Raw genomic sequence first — 18,909 nt, forward strand, 5'->3', positions numbered from 1 at the left:
AGTAAATGAGGAAGCTTAAAGTTTTATTTTTTCCGGCTTGGTACCCAAACCATCTAAATCCGATCGCCGGTAAATTTGTCAGGGACCATGCTAAAAGTATTAATAGTGATACTCACCTGGCAATTTACTATGTAATAAATGATCCTTCCTTAAACTCTTTATTTCAATTTAAGGCAGGTGTTGAGGATGGTATTAGTGTTTATAGGAGCTACTCTCTATGGATTAATAAATCTTACATGTTTCCGCTAAATGCGATCCTGTTTATGTTTGCTTCTTTCTATGGATATTACAAGGCTTATAGGATGTTTGGCAAAGCGGATGTTAATCACGTTCATGTTCTAACAAGAAGCGGTATTATCCCATTTTTTCTAAAATTTTTGCACCAAACTCCCTATGTAATCACGGAGCATTGGAGCAGATATCTTCCTGAACGAAATACCTATAAGGGACTTTTTAGAAAATTTGTAACAAGGATAATTGTTAAGCATGCTTCCGGTATGTCTGCTGTTTCAGAAGCTTTAAAGAGGGCTATGATAAAGCAAGGTTTAAGTCATAAAGATTTTCGTATCATTAACAATGCAGTAGATAGCAATAGGTTCACTTTATCGCCCAATTACTCCCAATCCAAGACTAATAGTTTTCTTCATATTTCCGGTATGGAAGATCATGTTAAAAATATCCGGGGCATCCTTGGCGCAGCAAAAATTGTAAAATCAAAGGGAAGGAGATTTGAACTGCATTTTGTAGGCCATTCAAAAGAGATTGATGAGTTTAAGAAAATTGTTTGTACTGAAGGTTTAGAGCAGGAGGTTTTCTTTCATGGGCATATAGACAAAGAGATCCCTGAATATTTTCATCAATCTAGCGCCTTCATACTTTTCAGTCATTTTGAAAATCAGCCAGTAGTTTTAATTGAATCTCTTCTGTGCGGAGTGCCGGTAATCGGATCAATGGCTGGAGGGATTCCTGAAATGATTAGTTCAGATAATGGACTTTTGGTTAGCCCAGCGAACAAAGACGAGTTAGCTGAATCGATGATTAACTTCATAGATGGAACCGTAGATTTCAATAGAGATAAAATTCGTTCTGAAGCGCTCAAAAAATATGGAAGGGCTGAAGTCGGTGCCCAATTGCTAAAATTCTATATGGATGTTATACTACCGCATTAAATAAATCTTTCCAAAATTCTGCTTGAACATAGAGTCTGCTGAAGTAGAACGATGTTTAATTCCCGACTTATCATTATTTTCAACATACACTCGATAGAAGTATACTCCATTTGCGAGTCGGTCTCCGAACTGATCGGTACCATCCCACCTAAAGTTTGAGATATTGTTTCCTATCCGCAGATCCCCTAATTCTTCTTTCAGAACCTCCCGTACAATCTTTCCGGTTGCGGTCATGATCTGAACTTTTATTTTATCCGGTACCTGCTGCCCGGTTATTTTAAATACAAACTGCATGGAGGTGGTAAAAGGGTTAGGGTAGGGCAGGAAGTGAGTGATCGTCGCTTCGTTGATCACCTCGAACGATACTTCATAATCGTTACTGCTGGTAAAGTTTCCCGACTTATCCTTGCTTCTTACATTTAAGGTATAGACCCCATCAGCAAGTTGATCAGGAAGGAATAGAAAAGTAGCTTTGTTATTGTCAGAGGTCCCTGGAGTTTGTAAGGTTACTTTATTTGAGCTAAAGGCAATCCTCTTGAGGTGGCCGTCTGCGTTATTCTTTAGGTAAAGTTCAACCGATGTAGTATCATTAAGGAGAAGGAACTTATTTTCATCTCGTATTAAAACTGCTATTTGTGGCTTTGGAGAAACCGTCTCCCCATTAACAATTCGCTGACCGTCAAATAACACATCTACCAATGGCCCTTTTTTATCCGGCTGCACATAGAAAAAGTAATTGATCTGGTTATTAAAGCCTAAGGCGTCTTTCAAATCCATAGGCTCAACAGAGATCTGAAGAAGGTTAGAATCGGTGAGGGCAGTGGTAGGGTAAGAAAATGAAAGACTTGTATTCGCTTTAGGATCCAGTGGGGCAAGCGTAGTTATTGTTCCTTTAATCTCTGTGTTGTCGGGTTTAATTATTTTATAGCGGGCAACGAGCGAATCGCTTTTGCTAATGCCTAAGTTGCTTACTCCAACCTTAAGCTTTATAGTATCTCCTCTCGAAATTGTTTTACTATAAAACTCGTCGGCAAAATCTGTATTTAGGGAAATATCCGGATATGATTTGAAAAGTACTTTCCAGGAGCTTAACTGAGCAGGGGAATAGAATTTATTGTCTTCCACATTAGCCCTCAGTTTTATAAACGGATAAATCGTTGGTTGTACATGCTTCAAATCCACAGAGCCAAGTCCTCCGGTAGGAGAAGCATTATGCAAGATTACTTCAGAACCGTCTTCCTTTATGCCTATCACACTATATTGAATTTGGTCTCCCTGATCTGTCTGGAAACTAAATTCAGCGCTTGTCCATTCCAGTGCAGGACCTATTTTATCGGAAGTGAAAAAACCTGAGCTAAAAGGATAGGGAAGATTGAAATTAACCGTAATTGCCTGTTCCCGTGCAGGCGTTACATGGCTATAATCTGCCGTAAACTCAGTTGCTGTACCAGGTGCTGAACCTTTTTTTCCAGAGAACGCAAAAGGTTCACCTAAGCCCACAGTATTAAAAATCGAAAGGCCTAAAGAGCCAAGAGCGGCTTTCACCACCGAAGGGAGGGTCTTGGGATCAAAATTCAATCCGCTCATACCTATCACGAAATAACCTGCCGGAATATTATTTATATACCTAATAAGGGAGTCTTGGCCAGCAGTAAGGCTGGTATTAAAATAAAATTGTCCTGTACCGTTAATGCCATCATTTTTATAATTGTGAGGACTTGGGTAGTTCAGGGGAGAATTTTGCTTCAATGGATTCAGAGCGATGATCGTTAGTCCTTGAAATTCTGAGGTATTAAAGGAAAATTTACCAGCCGAAATGCCGAGGCGAATAGCTCTTTCTGTTGATGTCGGTGCAAGGTCTCCGCGTGTTCTGATAAGTACAGGATAAGTGGTGTTTGCAAACCGGAACGATTTCTTGTCTTCCGAGTAAGTTAACCTGTCGCTAAATGTTAAGTTATCAAATTGCTGATAATGTCCCTGGTTCCAGCCGGCTGGACTGGATGGAATATAGGTGAAAGAGGTTTGTTGCCATCTACCTCCCTGCTGTTCATCAAGATTAACTTTGGCTCTCCAGTAGTAAACCTTCCCCGCATCCCAATTTACGTCCGGCTGCCATTGTGCAAACAGGCCTGAAGTAATGATAGGGGAGGATTTCTTCCATCCGCTGTCGAATGTGTTAATGGTATCAATTTCAAAAAGATATTCCGAACGTTTAACTGACAAGTTGTTTTGTTCTACTTCTAGTATCACCGGATTGGTACCTGCAATGCCGAAAGCAGGGGGCGAGACAAGCGATAGGCCTGTTGATGGAAGGAAGTAATTGTAAGTATAGGTATTATTGCTTTCATTAAGCTCCTCAACAGCATTGATAGGATCAGCACTAACAATGAAAGTGTTATTTCCTCCGGCCCTGTCAATGTCGTTATTGATTAAAAACGTAACAGTATCAGTGTTATAGATAGGAGAATAGGATTGATGGGGATAGTTTACTATTCTTTTGTCTTCCAGAATCCTTTTTACAGAAACCGAAACGCCAGAGGTAGATACCTTTCCTGGATTTCTAATAACTATGCTTAATTTTAGTTCCTTACTATTGGCCGTTATATTCTTATCACTGAAAAATACATCTCCTTGTCTAATCTCATAATCAGGTTTAGCAGGAGCGTAAAACCCAACAGTGGGATCTCCAAGGTAAATATATTGCCTTGTATGGGCTTGCTGTAAATTTTTATCTGCGATCTGATAGTCGCGCGTTGCGTATAGTAGGTTCATCGCTACGGGCTCTCCATAATGGGTTTTGAATGAATGATCATAGAACTTTTTACTGAAGGAGTATAAGTAACTTGCTACACCCTCACTACTTGTTCCAATCCATCCAATTGCTCCGCGACCTTTCTGAAGAATATAAGACTCTCCAAGTGAACCGTTAGTAAAAGCATTGCCCGTACTGCAGCCGTTGATTAGGAAAAATAAAAGCCGGTCTTGACTGTAATAGGAGGGGCTGCCGAGGGAAACTTCTGTTGCGCCAGTGCTGCCATGACCGAGGAAAGATAAAAAACCTGCCCCATTACTAATTTTGTTTACAATCTTATCTGACAGATTTTCTGTTACTGCATCTGTTACCTGCTTGTTAAAGTTGGTTATGTGGGCCCCCATGAATTCTCCCTTGGCAATTTTAGCAAGATCATTCAAGTAGCTGGTGAAAAGGCTGTTTTCATTAATATCCCGGCCTCCGGTTACATGGATCACGTTTTTTCTGTATAAAGAATCAGGTAAGGCGTCGTAAGCCTTTAGCTTGTTCAAATAATTAAAAACCTCCTCGCTGTTTTTTGCAGGGATCCTTCCGGTTGCCAGGGCCGGGGCCAGAGTATTATCAAGAATCTGAGAGGAGAATGCTGCATCCGATGCAGGGTAACCCATGGTAGGAACCAGGTCTTGTGCAAGCAGAGCACGCGGTGTTTCATACCCCTTTCCCAAAAGCAATAAGTACTGCGGCTTTGTCTTTGCGGTACCAAAAATATATCTAAGGTAGTTTCTGATGGCCTGCGGATGATGGGTTCCATAATAGAACTGGTCGTAAATATCATCTGTATTAATAAGGCTTGTCTTGTACCCTTTTGATATCTTATACTTCGAGTATTCCTCTGCTGCACCTGCAAGAGAGCTATGCGTGATAATGATCAAATCTGCGTTAAAACTGTTTCCATCAATTACATTAAAATTCACCTTCTCAATCGAGACTGTTTTTGCCGAAGAAATTGTTGTAACAAAAAGAGCGCTTTCCCCCGGATTATTAATGACAAATTCCGTATTACTGCCACTACTGGTTCCTGTGTACGCCCTGGCGTTTGTCGTGTCTAAAACCATTGCGTCAGTCCAGGAAGCATTGGTAAACCTGAGAAGGCTTGTTGGGGATTTCGAATTTAGCTTAAACGAAAGAGAATTAATGCCGGCTGCATTGAGTGATCTGGGGTAAGTGATCCGGGCATAAGAAAGAGCTTGATAGTCGGTCGCGGCATTCAGGTCATTTACAGAGCTAAAGGTAAGTGAAGTTACATCGTTGATATCAGAACTTTCAAGAGGTACTCTTGCGCGTATAGTTGAATAGGCGTTGAAAAGCGTGTCTTTTATAGTTTTAGATCCTATCAGGACCTTTAAATGGTGATTGAAGCTAGAAGTAGAGAGAGCATTTGATCTTCCGGCAACATAAAATTCAAGAAGGGGTTTAACGCTGTTAGTTATTACGCGGTGGGGGGTAGCAAGGGTTTTAGTTTGGCTTTCCGATTTCCCAAACACGGTGCCCATATATCCTTCTCCGTTTATGTATTCCGACAAAGACATCACATCCAGCAAATATTCTCCCGGCTGATACTGGTCTAAAAAGTTTAGTGAAGAAGTATAAAGTATGAAGGGTTCGGGACTTAATGATGTTGCATTTAATGATGGGGTTTGGTACCGTTTTCCTGCTATACTAGAAACGGTTAAGTAGTAGGTGGCTTGGTCTGTAAAAAGGCTTACTTCAGGATTAGGTTGAAAGGAGGGCTTTTCGTAAAGAACTTCATCCAATTTTCCATCGTTTTTATTACCAAAAAATAGAATTTGATCCCCACTGTCAAAGCTCCCGTCATTTTCTCCTGTAACAATTAGAGGAATTTCTTTTCCCTGAAAGAATATCTTAAAGTTTCTGGGATCAGTATTCTGCCCTATGAAACTTGCAGCTTGCAGCTGTGAGTAAGTAAGTTTATAAAGGCCGCTCTCAGAAACCCTGATTTTTAAATAGGGCTGATTTTTTTTGATCCACTCATTGCCATAAGGCTGCTGGGCAAAAAGCTTATTAAAAAACAGAAGGAATATTAAAAGTAACTTAAATCTCATCGATCAAATTCAATAAACAGTTCCCTCGCTGCTGTAGGCAACATTAGGAAGATGACAGACATTTCTACGTGAAATTCGTAAAGAGGTAACAAATCTTTTAATTTTTTCTTAGAACATGATAATTCCCCAATAATTAAGTCCATCGTGATAGTTTAACGGGATGTATATATAGTTTTTCTCTGGGGAAATTCATATAAAGGTAGTTTAAAGATTTCTTGTACGTTCGCTCGCATTCACGGATCCCTTCAGATCTCCAATAAGTCTCACCTTTTAAACCTAGCTGGTCTTCCATTACAATTTTGTCTGCCGACAAACATAATGCAGTTGGTATAGCAATTTCGACAAACAGATGTAAGGCTGAAAAAATACCGCAGTATAATGAGAACTGATTCGCGTTCTTTCGCGGTATGATAAAAATGTCAGAATAGGAACCGACCAAAGGATATTGAAGCTTGGCTCCTCTCAAGATGTATTTGAAGTTGTCAGAGAGCAATTTCAATCTTTCTATGTTTAAAGAAACATCTTTTTTTCTCCTAATACCCCTGAATACGTTTTTTCCAAAGAACATCTTCCTGTCCAGATTTCCTGAAAACGCAAATCCATGTTTCGCCAGCAAGGTAAGTGCTTCTTCATAGGTGGGCAGCATTTTTGCTACCTCAATACCTCTCTGATCAGTAGTAAATTGTATGGCGCTTTGTAAGTGAGGCCACCATGGAGAATGTGGACGGAAGGGTCTTGTTTCAGCTGAATCATTTAGCGAAAAAATTCCCGGAATGAAAGCGGTTGTTTCGTCCACCCTGAAATACTCCCTATAATTGGCTTCATTTATTTCGGGGTTGAGATAAAGATCATCACTAATAAAAAAATAATGATCGAAGTTAAGCAGTTCTATTGCCTTTAACGCTGTAGTAACATATCCCTGAAAATAGAAGGAGTTTTCATAAACCGCGATTACATCCTTTCGGCTCCCGGTATAGAAAGGCATGATAAACCAGATGTTCTGAAAGCGGGACGAATAAAGTTCCGAGAGCCTATCGAGATTCCCCTCATAGTTGTGGTTAAAAATTATCAGTAAGGCTACTCTGTTCATTGCGGGTTGGAATCTTAATAAGTTTAGCCAGAAAGCTATTCTTAAAAACCATGATCTGTAAGACAAAAATGCTAATAATATAAATCAGTCCTGAAACTAAAAGAAGAATGTTGCTTCTGTAAAAATCTTTTAAGACCAGGGTTAAGATAAAGGTGAAAATTAAGCTTGTTGCGATAAGTCTTAATAGATTATAGTCTATGCTGATGGTTATAAATTTCCGGGCAGCAGAAAAAATATAGGTACACACAACCACTTCAGCAACCAGGGATGCAGCTGCAGCTCCCTCATGTTTTAAAACTGGTATTAGAAGGAAGTTTAACAAAAGACTGCAGATCAGGCCGAAGATTGTTGCTTTAAGTATTTTTTGCTCCCGTCCGGAAGGCAATAGATATTGAGTACCCATAACATTGCAAAGACCAATAATAAGCGGAATAGGTGCCAGAATTTGAACGCAGGTAGCAGCGTGTTCATATTTATTTCCCGAAACAAAGCCAAGGATCTCTCTCGGAAAAACAAGGCAGAAAAAAGCGAAAGGAATGGTAAATAATAAGACAAGGCTAAAGTTTTGGGTCATAATCCTGGCGATTTCCTTTTGTTCTCCTTTTTTATGGAAATTAGCTATTCGAGGGATAAATACTATTCCCAGGCTCGCTGTTATTGACCAAACTATCTTTACTAATCTCAAAGGTACATTATACAAGCTCACACTTACAGGGTCTGTAAGAATACCCAGAATAATAGTATCCAGGAGAGTGTAAACACTTACTGCAAGGTTAATTGAAAAAAGGACAAACAGAGGTTTAAAATGTCGAAATGGCTTTAAGGGTTCGGAGGGGGTATAGTGGTAACTTTTTAAATACCTTGAAAAGTTTATCAACGCATTTATCGTGCTGATTACCACTGGTATGGAATAATATAAAAGGTAATCATTCGGCGATTTTACTAATAAAATAATGGAAGCAACACTTAGAGCTTTTAATAATACTGTTCTAGTAGTGATATAAGTGTATTGTTCTAATCCCTGGTAAAACCACTCGATAAGGAAGGAAGAACTTATGATGCTTATGCAAGACAATCTTATAAGATCTGAAAGTGACGCCAGATTGGGAACCCACAAAGGCAAGCATAAAAATATAAGGGAGAACAATAGTCCAAGTCCTCCTTGTATCATCACTAACTCCATTACAATCCTGGAATATACTTCAGGTTCATTCCTGTTTTTTGCAATCTCACGAACTCCATAGGCGGGGATGCCAATGCAGGAAAAGAGAATGAAATACTTGGTAAAGGCTTCTACATAGAACACCTGACCCAGGCTCGCGTTCGAAAGCAAACGGGTTGTATAAGGAAAGGTAATTAGCGGGAATACAATATTGGACATGGTTAGAATGAAATTGCTAACCATACTTTTCCTGATGCTCATTCCTGAAGTCTTTTCTTAATTTCTATAGAAAGATGCAAACTCCTGTTAATACATTCGTCCATGTTAAGATACTCCCATTCTCCAAATCTTCCGAGCAGCTGGATTCCGAGTCGCCTAAAATGATCTTTTAGCAGTTTTGTGGTCTCTTTATACTCTTTGTCGAAAACCACGTAAGCATGATCGGACACATGATATGCTAATGGTTTCACCAAAAATGGATCTTTCTCTCCTGCTGTTTTCATCTCTTCATAGCTTCTTTCCCCAATTGATTCCGTAATAGTAATATCTTGTTTTGGGGTGAAATAGTTACCGATATGTATGTATCGGTGAAATATTGATTCTTTTTCAGGTATATAAGTCCAGGTCTTGTTAGTTGTCCCTGATGTCCAAAGCATTGTAGTCACCTTGTTATACTTCAGTTTTCCTGCAGCTTCAATTATCTCCTGAGGTGTTCCCATGATCATCTCTGGCAGTCGGTTCAGCGGTATGGTGCTTATAAGTATCTCAAACTCTTTCTCCCCATTCACCGTCCAGGTATTTCTTTCTTTGTTGTTCCTGATGGAAGTTACTTTATATTGCCTGGTAATATTCAATTCCACGGCCAGCCTATCAATAAAGGTATTCTGATTGTTGGTTTTCGGATAGAAGAAGTGGCGATGCGCCATGTGGTCGTGTTCCTCATTGTTTAAGCTCCTTAGAAAGGATTCACGATCAGGAATCGGCAACTTCCCCTCTACCCAGCTCGGATCTATCTCTGAGGGGTCCCTATCCCAGATCTTCCTGCTGTAAGGCAAGAAGTAGATTTCGGATAAGGTGTTCCCAAATTGGTTCCTGAACCATTCTTCCAAATTTTTACTGATATTGTTTGTACTTGTTGTCTTGAAATCTGCTATGATCGCAGCAGCCATTTCGGGAAAATGTTCAGCTATTTCCCTTACAGAATATTCGATGGGATAGTTAACTTCTTTGCTCCCTAGTTTTATGGCAGCATCTCGTGTAACAACGTTCCAATCTTCTCTTGCTAAAACCTGATCAAATACAAAGTTTAAAACTGTACTGTGTTTCGAGTTAAAGCAATGACCGCCGACAGGGTGATAAGTAAAGCCATCAACAGAAAGAGTCCTTGCAATTCCTCCCACCTCATCCTTACTCTCAAGGACCTCAACATGAAAGCTATCTTTAAGAAAGCGGGCCAAACTTAAACCAGATATTCCTGCCCCTAAAATCCCAACTCTCATACTTTAATATTACGTAAATATCAGTTCATTAGGCAATGCTATGCCTTGCTGTTCAGCATATAAAGAGGCAATTGTAGAAATAATTTGAAAGGAGCGAATGTTACTATTACTTTGCATTGGAGCTTCGAGAGCTATAAATATACATGAAACAAGCTGTTGCCATACTCGCGCACAAAAATTTTGAGCATTTAGTAAAAATAATAGAAAGTTTCGATAGTGACTATTGGTTCTATATCCATGTAGATGAAAAGAATAATTATACAGCCGCGAACTTCAATTATCTGAACTGCCACCCTAAAGTAGTTTACCTTGCTAAGTTCAAGATGAACTGGGGGAGCCTTCTAATTGTGCAGAGCGTTCTGAGGTTGATCGGGGAGATATTGAAAGACAAGGAGATTAAGTACGTTCACCTAATGAGTGGACAGGACTTTTTGATTAAAAATAGTAGAGAATTAACTGATTTTCTAATACAGAATGAAGGAAAGCAATTTATGGAATACTTTAAATTGCCCAGTGAAGTGTGGTATGAGGGAGGAGTTAACCGGGTTAGATATTATTATCTTTTCGACCTGTTCAAAGCAAGAACAGGTATTCTAAGGAGAATTAATAACACGTTTGTTTTTCTACAAAAGAAGTTGAGATTAACACGAACTTTTAAGCCACAATATATCGCTATTTATGGCGGTAGGACCTGGTGGTCCTTATCGTCGGAATGTTTGAGTTACCTGTATAAATATGCCGAAGAATCTCCTGTATTGTTGAAAAGTTTCAGGCATGTTTTCTGCAGCGACGAGCTTCTGCTGCCAACGATCCTCATGAATTCTCCCTTTGCACCCTCCGTCGTCAATAATAGCTTAAGATATATTTGTTGGGAAAGCAGAAACGGAAATTATCCTGCGAATCTTGATGAAACAGACTGGCCTCCTCTTCAAAGATCAAATTGCTTTTTCGCCCGCAAGTTTGATTCTCCTGTTAGTGCTGGATTGCTTGACAAAATAGAACATCGCATTAGAGCAGCTGTTGCTTGATAGATAAATCACCTTAAGTTTACTTTTGGAAAAAAAGCGGAAAAATAAAAATGCCTGTTATCGAATTTTCCCGGGGACAGATCCAGAAAATGCCAGGAAAAGCAATACAGGAAGTTTGGTAATATTTCACCGCCTGTAGCTGATATAAATATTTTCTGCAATATTTGATAATATCAATTTTGCTCTTAGTTTTGATACACATTAAAACAAAAGACCCGATCGCAACACACCTGATCTTTCATGAACCTCTATAAGCATTATTCCTTCGACTTATGGTTAACCTTAATCCGGTCTAACCCTGAATTCAAGAAAAAAAGAGCAGAATATTTCTTTAGGAACTTTAATCATCTGCACAAGAGTCTTGATGAGGTCAACTATATATTTCGTCAGGTTGATTTAATGTGCAATGCAGTTAATGAGAAGACCGGTAAGAATATTGATGCCGACGAAATGTACCTGATGGTGATCAGTTTGATTAACGAAAATGCATTACCCTTATCACAGGTAGATCTGCAGCAAGTTTTCTCAGACATGGAAAACCTTTTATTTAATTATTTGCCTTTTGTTTATTGTAATGAAACAATTCCTGTTCTTTCACATCTAAAGGAGAATCCGGCAAATTCTATAAGCATATTAAGTAATACGGGATTTATAAAAGGAAGTACACTTCGGAAAGTATTGAGCGAACTGCAATTGACAACTTTTTTTAATTTTCAATTATACTCCGACGAGGCAGGACTTTCGAAGCCAAGCAAAGAGCTCTTTGAACTATTACTTGCGGAGGTAACAGAACGAAGAGGAAGTGAGATCATTTATCCGGAAGAAATAATACATGTTGGTGATAACCCGCGTGCAGACGTCGAAGGGGCAAGAACGGTGGGAATTAATTCTTTTTTAATAAATAGTAATGATTTAAGAATTGCAGATTTAATAAAAAAATGAGAAAAACCTATTCCTTACATAAGATCAGCGACCCGTCCGGTTTTATGTTTAATCCCGACGAATACAGCCGCTTTAAGTTTGGCGATGGGGCAGTTGCAAAAAAGTTTGGAACCTCATTAGCAAAGGGTTTTATAAAAGAAGTTTTAGCGTTTACCCCTATCCATAGGCAAATTGTAGTGTTTTCGAGTCCGTATGCATTTGTTCCAACAGCCACCTTCGCCATGAAGACCCATTTTGTTTACGAGTTGAATCATTGGTTGGCTGAAAATAACTACCCTGTTATTCAGGAAGCTAAAGTTTATCGTACGATCACCTATAAGGAAGATTACGGCAATCTGGATGCAAAACAAAGGCTCGCTTTAATAGAAAATGACTCATTTCACATCGACCGTTCCTTTCTGGAGAATAAGCTTTTGATCTTTCTTGACGATATCAGAATAACAGGAAGTCATGAACGAATGATCGACAGGATGATAAAGAGCAACTACCTTGATAACGATGTGTTCCTGGTGTATTTTGCTCAATTAACTAATGAGGGGATCCATCCAACCATCGAAAATAGTCTTAACTATCATTGCGTAAAATCTATCTTCGACCTGAATGGAATTATCAATTCAGGAGAGTTTCAAATCAATACCAGGATTGTAAAGTACATCCTGAGCAGTGATCCAGAAACCTTCGGAATCTTTATCAAGGATCAAAATGATGCTTTTATTGAAAACTTGTACAATATGGCAATCGGAAATGGTTACCACAGGATTGAAAACTATTCCGTAAACCTGAAATATATCAAACAGAATTTAATAATAAACAAAGCTAATTTAATAGTAAATGGCAATTAATCTTCAAAAAGGACAAAGGGAGGCATTAGATGCCCCGAAATTTATAGTAGGCTTAGGATGGGACACCAATAGTTCATCAACGGGTGCAAGTTTTGACCTTGATGCTTCAGTGTTTATTCTGGGCGAAAATAAAAAGCTCTTGTCTGATGAACACTTTGTATTTTATAACAATAAGAAGTCACCAGATCAGTCAGTTGAGCATGCAGGAGATAACCTCACAGGAGAGGGCGCAGGAGACGATGAACAGATCAAAGTGGATCTTTCGAAGATTGACTCGCGTGCAGCTGAGGTATGTCTGGTAGTTACTATCCATGATGCTGAAACCAGAAAGCAAAATTTCGGACAAATAAGGAACTCATACGTGCGGATCTTTGATGCTTCTACAAACACAGAATTACTGAAATACGAATTGGAAGAAGATTTTTCCATCGAGACAGCAGTTGAGTTCGGTCGGATCTACAAGCGCGACGGAAAATGGAAATTTGAGGCAGTGGGTGTAGGCATGAAGGGAGGCTTAGAAGAATACCTGAATAAGTACAACTAAAATTATCACAATTATGGCAATTAATTTACAAAAAGGTCAGCGCATCAACCTTGAAAAAGAAAACGGTGCGAAGTTGCAAAGTGTGTGTGTAGGTATCAACTGGGGAGCAATTGAGAAAAAGGGACTATTCGGATTCGGAAAATCAAAAGAAGCCGTCGACCTTGATGGTAGTTGTGCGCTTTATACAGAAGATAAAAGGCACATCGATACCGTTTACTATGGAAGCTTGCGGTCCAAAGACAGTGCGATACAACACAGCGGAGATGATCTGACCGGAGATTTGAATGGCGACGATGGCCTGGATAACGAGGTGTTAACTCTTGACTTTTCGAAACTAAATCCTTCTGTTTCTTATGTGGCATTTGTATTAAACAGTTTCAGAGGACAGGATTTCGGATCAATTCCTTTCGCGTCAATCAGGATCTACGAAGGTACACCGAAACGTGTTAATGAAGTTTTTGCTAAATATGATATAGCTAATAATCCTGGTTTCTCCGGTCATACCTCTTTGGTTATGGGCGTATTTTATAAGAAGAACGGCGAATGGAAATTTAATGCCATTGGTGAGCCAACCAGAGATCGCAAACTAGAAGAATCGATCAATACGGTACGTCAGAATTACTTATAGAAACCAAAATAACAGGCCCTTCTTCTAAATAGGATAAACAGAAGAAGGGCCGTTTAAAAAACAACTTATGGAAATACTTCCAGGAAATACAGAGCAGCTGCCATCAAAGGCTATTGACAAGGATGGTAATGTTGATTTATCAGCTATCAATCAACAAGATGCGGCAAAGTATGAAAGTCTCAGTAAGAGTCTTGAAAGCAAAGACGTGAATTCGATATTGAATTATGGCGCGGACGTACAGAATTCGATGGAGAGATACAGTAATGAGTTCTTGACTTCCGTACGAACATATAATTCAGGTGAGGTCGGAGGTTTGATCAATGATCTTCTTACTGAACTGAACTACATTGATGTAGATGAACTGAACCAGGGCGGATTTAAGCAGCTACTTTCTAAGATCCCATTTCTGAATAAGTTGGTATTCGATGCCAAAAAGCTTTTTCAGAAGTACGATACTGTTGTCAATAATATAGATAAGATCACGAATAAGATCAAGGCGGGACGTCTGAATGCTATTAAAGACAATAGCTCGCTCCAGACCATGTTTGATAGCAATGTGACATACATCAAACAGATGGAAGACCTGATCATTGCAGGTCAGCTGAAGCATAAAGAACTTAGTGAGAAGCTGGCTGAGATGGAGATAGCTCCTGCAAATTATAATGATTACGAAATTGCAGATCTCAGGGACTTTGTAGGACGCCTTGATAAGAGGCTTGCCGACATGAAAGTAGTTCGCTTTATCATGTTGCAATCACTAGCTCAGATTCGGGTAGTTCAAAACAACAATACATCAATTGCCGAAAAAGCACAATCAATTATCTCAACGACTATTCCAGTCTGGAAAAATCAGCTTACTATTGCAGTTGCGCTTCAGCGCCAGAAGGCTAATGTGGAAATGCAGAAGAAAATCTCTGATACCACCAACACTATCCTGCAGAAAAATGCAGAGTTATTGAAGCAGAATAGTATTGACGTTGCGCGCGAAAACGAGAAAACAGTGGTATCCATTGACACGTTGAAACGTACAACCCAATCGCTCATCGAAACATTGAATGAAGTAAAACGCATTCATGATGAGGGTACACAGAACCGTAAGGTGCTGAATAATGAATTACAATCTTTAGAAACAGAACTTAAAAAGAACGTTACTAATATAAATTGACAGAGCCGGGATGGACGAGATACGGGCAGGCATTTTAGATGAATCGAATAAATTTTTAACAAAGCTACAACTGCATTCAGCGTTTTTTAGCGATGAGATCATTTACAAGATCTATCTGAGAAGTCAAGTCATACATCAATTGTTCGAAAGCAATCCCGAACTCGACATCAATAAGCTCGAGCTCTTTCACCTTCAGTATACGGCTACAGTAATCGAATTATTGAAGAAAATAAAGAAGACCAACGAGCGTAACGTGAGCTTGCTTTATGACGAGATCCAGCTGAACGAAGATTTGATTAATAAGCTGGATCATTCGGTGTTAACGGAAAACAGTTTTAATCTGGAGAAACAAAGGCAGGCGGTAAAGATGAATACCTCCCTGAGGAGGCTTTACCAAGTCCTTTCGGAGAATTCTACAGAGTATCCCTTTTCCAGGAACATCAATTCATTTAATGCCAGGTACTCGCAGGACTTCTTTTTTGATATTTCTTCAGATTCTTTGTTTCAGGCAACAGAATATGATCAGAGCGATGTCTATACTAATGCTTATGCAACTATTCAACGTAAGCTCATGGGGCTTCTCTGCAAATACGACTTTCGGGCAGAGTTCTATTACGGGCTTAAAGCTGGGGATGCAGTGCTAGAAGTTTATAAATTCCTCGGCCAGGAACGGTATTTCTTTTATTATCCTAATCGAACGTTGTTTCTGCTTTTTGATATTGCCATGCTTGGAGATATTAACCTCAGTACGGGCTTATCAAAAAGAGCGAGGATCATTCACGAATTACGTGATAAGAATGACAAGTTAGAAAGCAGGGCAACTGTTCTGAAATCGAGCATGCCGATGGAAATAAGGAACCTGTTGACCGACCATTACAAAAAAATATCAGATATAGATTTCCTTCAAAATATTACCAACTTTGACGTTCAGGCTAATATTTTAAAAACAATGCTGAACACAGACAGCATATAACAACAAGAATAACAATTCACAAAAATGGACTTTTTACACACTCTTCTCGGAGACGACATTCAGGCAGGTTTATTAATCATTCTCAATCTTATCATTATTGAAAGTTTATTGTCTGTCGATAATGCGGCCGTTCTGGCTACTATGGTACTGGATCTTCCTAAAGAACAGCGCGAGAAGGCATTGAAATACGGTATTATCGGCGCATATGTATTTCGCGGCCTTTGTTTAATGGTTGCAGGCTGGCTGGTAACAGTCTGGTGGCTGAAACCACTCGGAGGATTATATCTGCTCTACCTTGCATTCGACTACTTTAAGGGAAAAGCAAGCAACAAGGAAGAGGAGGAAAATGTTGATAAGAACTCAAGCTGGATCTATAAATCAACTGTCGGTTTGTTGGGTAACTTCTGGTCGACGGTGGCTTTGGTGGAAGTGATGGATCTTGCTTTCTCAATTGATAATGTATTTGCAGCAGTTGCGTTTACCGACCATATGTTTCTGATCTATACCGGGGTATTTATCGGAATCCTTGCCATGCGATTCGTTGCACAGGGCTTTGTGAAATTAATGGAGAAGTACACCTTCCTAGAGGCTATTGCATTTATTGTTATAGGTGTTTTAGGATTAAAGCTTTCTGCTTCCGTTTACACCCATTTCGCAGAAGGATCTGAATTTGCCAAATTTTTAGAAAGCGAGCATATGGACATGGCTGTTTCCATATTTACTGTCGCGATATTTGTTATTCCGGTTTTAACTTCGAACTTCTTTAATTTCCCTAGGAAGAATATAGCTCAGGCAGATGTAGCTTACTCTGCAGAACCGGTTTTGGAAGGCCAGGATGAGATCATAGATAAAAACTAATACGATAAAAGCCGGAGGATTTGGGATCCTGCGGCTTTTAAACTTAACTAACTAACTAACTAACTAACTTAACTTTACGTAGGGTATGGTAAATAGTGAAGGGTATATTCAATTATTGAATACTTATTGAGTACTAAGTTCAGGGGCAAAGATGAAATCAAGATGAATTTTTGAAATTATTTTGAAGCTTATAATATGTAGTGAAATCTGTTGACGCTTAAAGCATTTGAAACTATTATCTTTTACTTTTGTACCCTAATTTAATGGGTTTGCATTCTCAGAAAAAGATTATACTATTCGCTCTTAGCCTAAGTATCCTGTTGATGCTGGGCAAATTCACAGCGTTTTTCATTACCCAGTCTAATGCCATCTTAACCGACGCGGCCGAAAGTATCGTCAACGTTCTCGCAAGCGCTTTCGCCTTTTACAGTATCTATCTCTCCTCTCAACCAAAGGATGTAAACCATCCGTACGGGCATGGTAAAGTGGAGTTTTTTTCTATGTTCGTTGAGGGGATACTTATTCTGCTAGCTGGTGTCCTTATTCTGTTTAAATCAGGATATAATTTGTTCTTTCCTACTCAGGTTAAGGATCTTTTTGATGGTGCCATTATTATAGCGGTAACAGGCGTGCTTAACTATGTTATGGGCTTTTACATGGTAAAGCAGTCGAAGAAATTGAATTCGCTAACGCTTTTTGCTGATGGTAAACATCTTCAAACCGATGCTTACAGCAGCGCAGGACTTGTAGTTGGCTTGTTGTTGATTTACTTTACGGGCATCTATTACCTGGATAGCGTTTTATCAATCATAATGGGCTTATACATTATCTATTCTGGCTATAAGCTGGTAAGAAAATCAGTCGGGGGCCTGATGGACGAGTCTGATCTGGCTAAAGTGGAGCAGGTGGTCGAGATTTTGAACGCAAACCGCCATAGTAGCTGGATAGATATTCATAACTTACGCACGCAGACCTATGGGCATGAGCTACACATCGACTGCCATGTAACCTTACCTTACTATTTCGAATTAAACAAGGTGCATGATGAGATTTCAGAGATAGATACTTTGATTAATATGAAGGGCCTTAATACAGAGTTTTTTATTCATACCGATCCCTGTTTACCCCAGTGTTGCCATTACTGTCGTATGCCGCAATGCCCTGTGAGGTCGAAAGTGCAAACTACGGATATTGAATGGACGGTAGAGAATGTAACGCGGAACTTTAAACATTATCACTATAGCCGGGAAAACAACTAGAAGAATTGTTCGGCCTTAAATCCGTAACTTAATAATAAATTCTGTCTGTCTGTTTTTGCTATTTGATTGTATTTAAGACTTGTATTCAAACTCAACCACTTATTGATCTTGAACGACAGGGATGAAGAACCTCTGATCACGTAATCTTCACTATAGTTGAGCGAATGTTGTATAAATCCTAACCCGTCTACAACTATCGCATTGCCAAAGCTGAATTTGAAGAAAAGACGAAGAGAATTTCTATAAGTCTGATAGTTCTCTGATGTAGTATCAGTAAGTCTTATTTTACTGGCTTCATATAATATGCCATTGCTCAAATTTAGTTGATTGTTCCCGTCGTCAAAAAAGGTATAAGCCAATCCAAGGCCTGTTTGCATTTGATTGATGATTTTAAGAGAATAGCTAGTGGTATAGTTACCTAAGCCCCAATAATAAAATCCTGTCTTTTTCTGGTTGAGGTTAAAATCAAGACTTGTGCTAAAATCATTATTGCTAAGTTTCTGGTCTTGCTTACCGTAAAGCCAGGAATTGCTGAAATTAAGGCTTACTTTCCGTTCCCGCACTCCAAATTTGAAACTGTTGTTCAAAATGTAAGAATCTGCAGAATTTGTTTTATTGATATTTCCGGTTCCGGTAAATCCGAGATAATAATGCGTGCTATCCGTAAACTGTGCAAATGCCTGCACGAAAAGCAAGAGGAAGGCAGCGGTAGTCCAAAGTCTTGTCATAGCAGGGACAAAGGTAAAATAAAACCTTTAGGGGCAGAACTCACAAAAGGAGTATGAATTTATCGCATATGATCTTAATAAACAATTAGGATTTCAAGAAAAAACCCGCGCTATGGGAGCCCGGGTTAACTAACCAATTATAATATA

15 protein-coding genes are annotated in these 18,909 nt (G+C 39.2%); 10 read left to right on the forward strand and 5 right to left on the reverse strand.

Annotated features, from left to right (window positions below; translation table 11 throughout):
• Positions 1-5 precede the first annotated feature (5 nt).
• Entirely contained in the window at positions 6-1,169 is a 1,164-nt protein-coding gene (locus J4N25_RS20700; RefSeq protein WP_207423709.1) for a glycosyltransferase, read from the forward strand.
• Here the strand turns inward: J4N25_RS20700 and porU2 are convergent.
• The 4 genes from porU2 to J4N25_RS20720 form a co-directional block, all read right to left on the reverse strand.
• Positions 1,158-6,044 (reverse strand): putative type IX secretion system sortase PorU2, encoded by a 4,887-nt coding sequence (porU2, locus tag J4N25_RS20705; protein WP_207423710.1) that lies wholly within the window; start codon positions 6,042-6,044, stop codon positions 1,158-1,160. The genes J4N25_RS20700 and porU2 overlap by 12 nt on opposite strands.
• Positions 6,045-6,177: 133 nt before the next feature.
• Positions 6,178-7,134, reverse strand: coding sequence for a hypothetical protein (locus tag J4N25_RS20710; protein WP_207423711.1), 957 nt, complete (start codon positions 7,132-7,134; stop codon positions 6,178-6,180).
• Positions 7,103-8,557, reverse strand: coding sequence for a flippase (locus J4N25_RS20715; RefSeq protein ID WP_207423712.1), 1,455 nt, complete (start codon positions 8,555-8,557; stop codon positions 7,103-7,105). The genes J4N25_RS20710 and J4N25_RS20715 overlap by 32 nt, the downstream gene beginning before the upstream one ends.
• Positions 8,554-9,795, reverse strand: a complete 1,242-nt coding sequence (locus J4N25_RS20720; RefSeq protein ID WP_207423713.1) for a protoporphyrinogen/coproporphyrinogen oxidase — start codon at positions 9,793-9,795, stop codon at positions 8,554-8,556. Before J4N25_RS20720 ends, J4N25_RS20715 begins: the two co-directional genes overlap by 4 nt.
• A gap of 143 nt (positions 9,796-9,938) precedes the next feature.
• Here J4N25_RS20720 and J4N25_RS20725 point away from each other — a divergent pair, with 143 nt between their 5' ends.
• The 9 genes from J4N25_RS20725 (at position 9,939) to J4N25_RS20765 (ending at position 18,034) form a co-directional block, all read left to right on the forward strand.
• A complete protein-coding gene (locus J4N25_RS20725; protein WP_207423714.1) occupies positions 9,939-10,823 on the forward strand; it encodes a beta-1,6-N-acetylglucosaminyltransferase in 885 nt (294 codons plus the stop codon).
• A gap of 240 nt (positions 10,824-11,063) precedes the next feature.
• Positions 11,064-11,765 (forward strand): HAD family hydrolase, encoded by a 702-nt coding sequence (locus tag J4N25_RS20730; protein WP_207423715.1) that lies wholly within the window; start codon positions 11,064-11,066, stop codon positions 11,763-11,765.
• The gene (locus J4N25_RS20735; protein WP_207423716.1) at positions 11,762-12,607 is read left to right on the forward strand and encodes a phosphoribosyltransferase family protein; all 846 of its coding nucleotides are present in this window, start codon (positions 11,762-11,764) and stop codon (positions 12,605-12,607) included. The genes J4N25_RS20730 and J4N25_RS20735 overlap by 4 nt, the downstream gene beginning before the upstream one ends.
• On the forward strand, positions 12,597-13,151 hold the full coding sequence (locus tag J4N25_RS20740; protein ID WP_207423717.1) for a TerD family protein: 555 nt from the start codon (positions 12,597-12,599) through the stop codon (positions 13,149-13,151). Before J4N25_RS20735 ends, J4N25_RS20740 begins: the two co-directional genes overlap by 11 nt.
• 13 nt (positions 13,152-13,164) lie before the next feature.
• Positions 13,165-13,779 carry a TerD family protein gene (locus J4N25_RS20745; RefSeq protein WP_207423718.1) on the forward strand — a complete coding sequence of 205 codons (615 nt, stop codon included), beginning with the start codon at positions 13,165-13,167 and terminating at the stop codon, positions 13,777-13,779.
• A 67-nt stretch (positions 13,780-13,846) separates the two neighbouring features.
• A complete protein-coding gene (locus tag J4N25_RS20750) occupies positions 13,847-14,944 on the forward strand; it encodes a toxic anion resistance protein (RefSeq protein WP_207423719.1) in 1,098 nt (365 codons plus the stop codon).
• Between the two features lie 10 nt (positions 14,945-14,954).
• Positions 14,955-15,917 carry a hypothetical protein gene (locus tag J4N25_RS20755; protein WP_207423720.1) on the forward strand — a complete coding sequence of 321 codons (963 nt, stop codon included), beginning with the start codon at positions 14,955-14,957 and terminating at the stop codon, positions 15,915-15,917.
• A 24-nt stretch (positions 15,918-15,941) separates the two neighbouring features.
• Entirely contained in the window at positions 15,942-16,775 is an 834-nt protein-coding gene (locus tag J4N25_RS20760) for a TerC family protein (protein WP_207423721.1), read from the forward strand.
• A gap of 269 nt (positions 16,776-17,044) precedes the next feature.
• Complete coding sequence (locus tag J4N25_RS20765; RefSeq protein WP_439648771.1) at positions 17,045-18,034, forward strand: cation diffusion facilitator family transporter; 990 nt, start codon at positions 17,045-17,047, stop codon at positions 18,032-18,034.
• Here J4N25_RS20765 and J4N25_RS20770 read toward each other — a convergent pair.
• Entirely contained in the window at positions 18,031-18,762 is a 732-nt protein-coding gene (locus J4N25_RS20770; RefSeq protein WP_207423723.1) for a DUF481 domain-containing protein, read from the reverse strand. The genes J4N25_RS20765 and J4N25_RS20770 overlap by 4 nt on opposite strands.
• Positions 18,763-18,909 lie beyond the last annotated feature (147 nt).

The sequence above is a fragment of the Desertivirga brevis genome (genome assembly GCF_017355835.1).

Coding starts and splice junctions, on each gene's coding strand:
- J4N25_RS20760 (WP_207423721.1), top strand. CDS start 15,942: ATGGACTTTTTACACACTCTTCTCGGAGACGACATTCAGGCAGGTTTA.
- J4N25_RS20770 (WP_207423723.1), bottom strand. CDS start 18,762: ATGACAAGACTTTGGACTACCGCTGCCTTCCTCTTGCTTTTCGTGCAG.
- J4N25_RS20710 (WP_207423711.1), bottom strand. CDS start 7,134: ATGAACAGAGTAGCCTTACTGATAATTTTTAACCACAACTATGAGGGG.
- J4N25_RS20725 (WP_207423714.1), top strand. CDS start 9,939: ATGAAACAAGCTGTTGCCATACTCGCGCACAAAAATTTTGAGCATTTA.
- J4N25_RS20750 (WP_207423719.1), top strand. CDS start 13,847: ATGGAAATACTTCCAGGAAATACAGAGCAGCTGCCATCAAAGGCTATT.
- J4N25_RS20730 (WP_207423715.1), top strand. CDS start 11,064: ATGAACCTCTATAAGCATTATTCCTTCGACTTATGGTTAACCTTAATC.
- J4N25_RS20720 (WP_207423713.1), bottom strand. CDS start 9,795: ATGAGAGTTGGGATTTTAGGGGCAGGAATATCTGGTTTAAGTTTGGCC.
- J4N25_RS20715 (WP_207423712.1), bottom strand. CDS start 8,557: ATGAGCATCAGGAAAAGTATGGTTAGCAATTTCATTCTAACCATGTCC.
- J4N25_RS20745 (WP_207423718.1), top strand. CDS start 13,165: ATGGCAATTAATTTACAAAAAGGTCAGCGCATCAACCTTGAAAAAGAA.
- J4N25_RS20755 (WP_207423720.1), top strand. CDS start 14,955: ATGGACGAGATACGGGCAGGCATTTTAGATGAATCGAATAAATTTTTA.
- J4N25_RS20740 (WP_207423717.1), top strand. CDS start 12,597: ATGGCAATTAATCTTCAAAAAGGACAAAGGGAGGCATTAGATGCCCCG.
- J4N25_RS20700 (WP_207423709.1), top strand. CDS start 6: ATGAGGAAGCTTAAAGTTTTATTTTTTCCGGCTTGGTACCCAAACCAT.
- porU2 (WP_207423710.1), bottom strand. CDS start 6,044: ATGAGATTTAAGTTACTTTTAATATTCCTTCTGTTTTTTAATAAGCTT.
- J4N25_RS20735 (WP_207423716.1), top strand. CDS start 11,762: ATGAGAAAAACCTATTCCTTACATAAGATCAGCGACCCGTCCGGTTTT.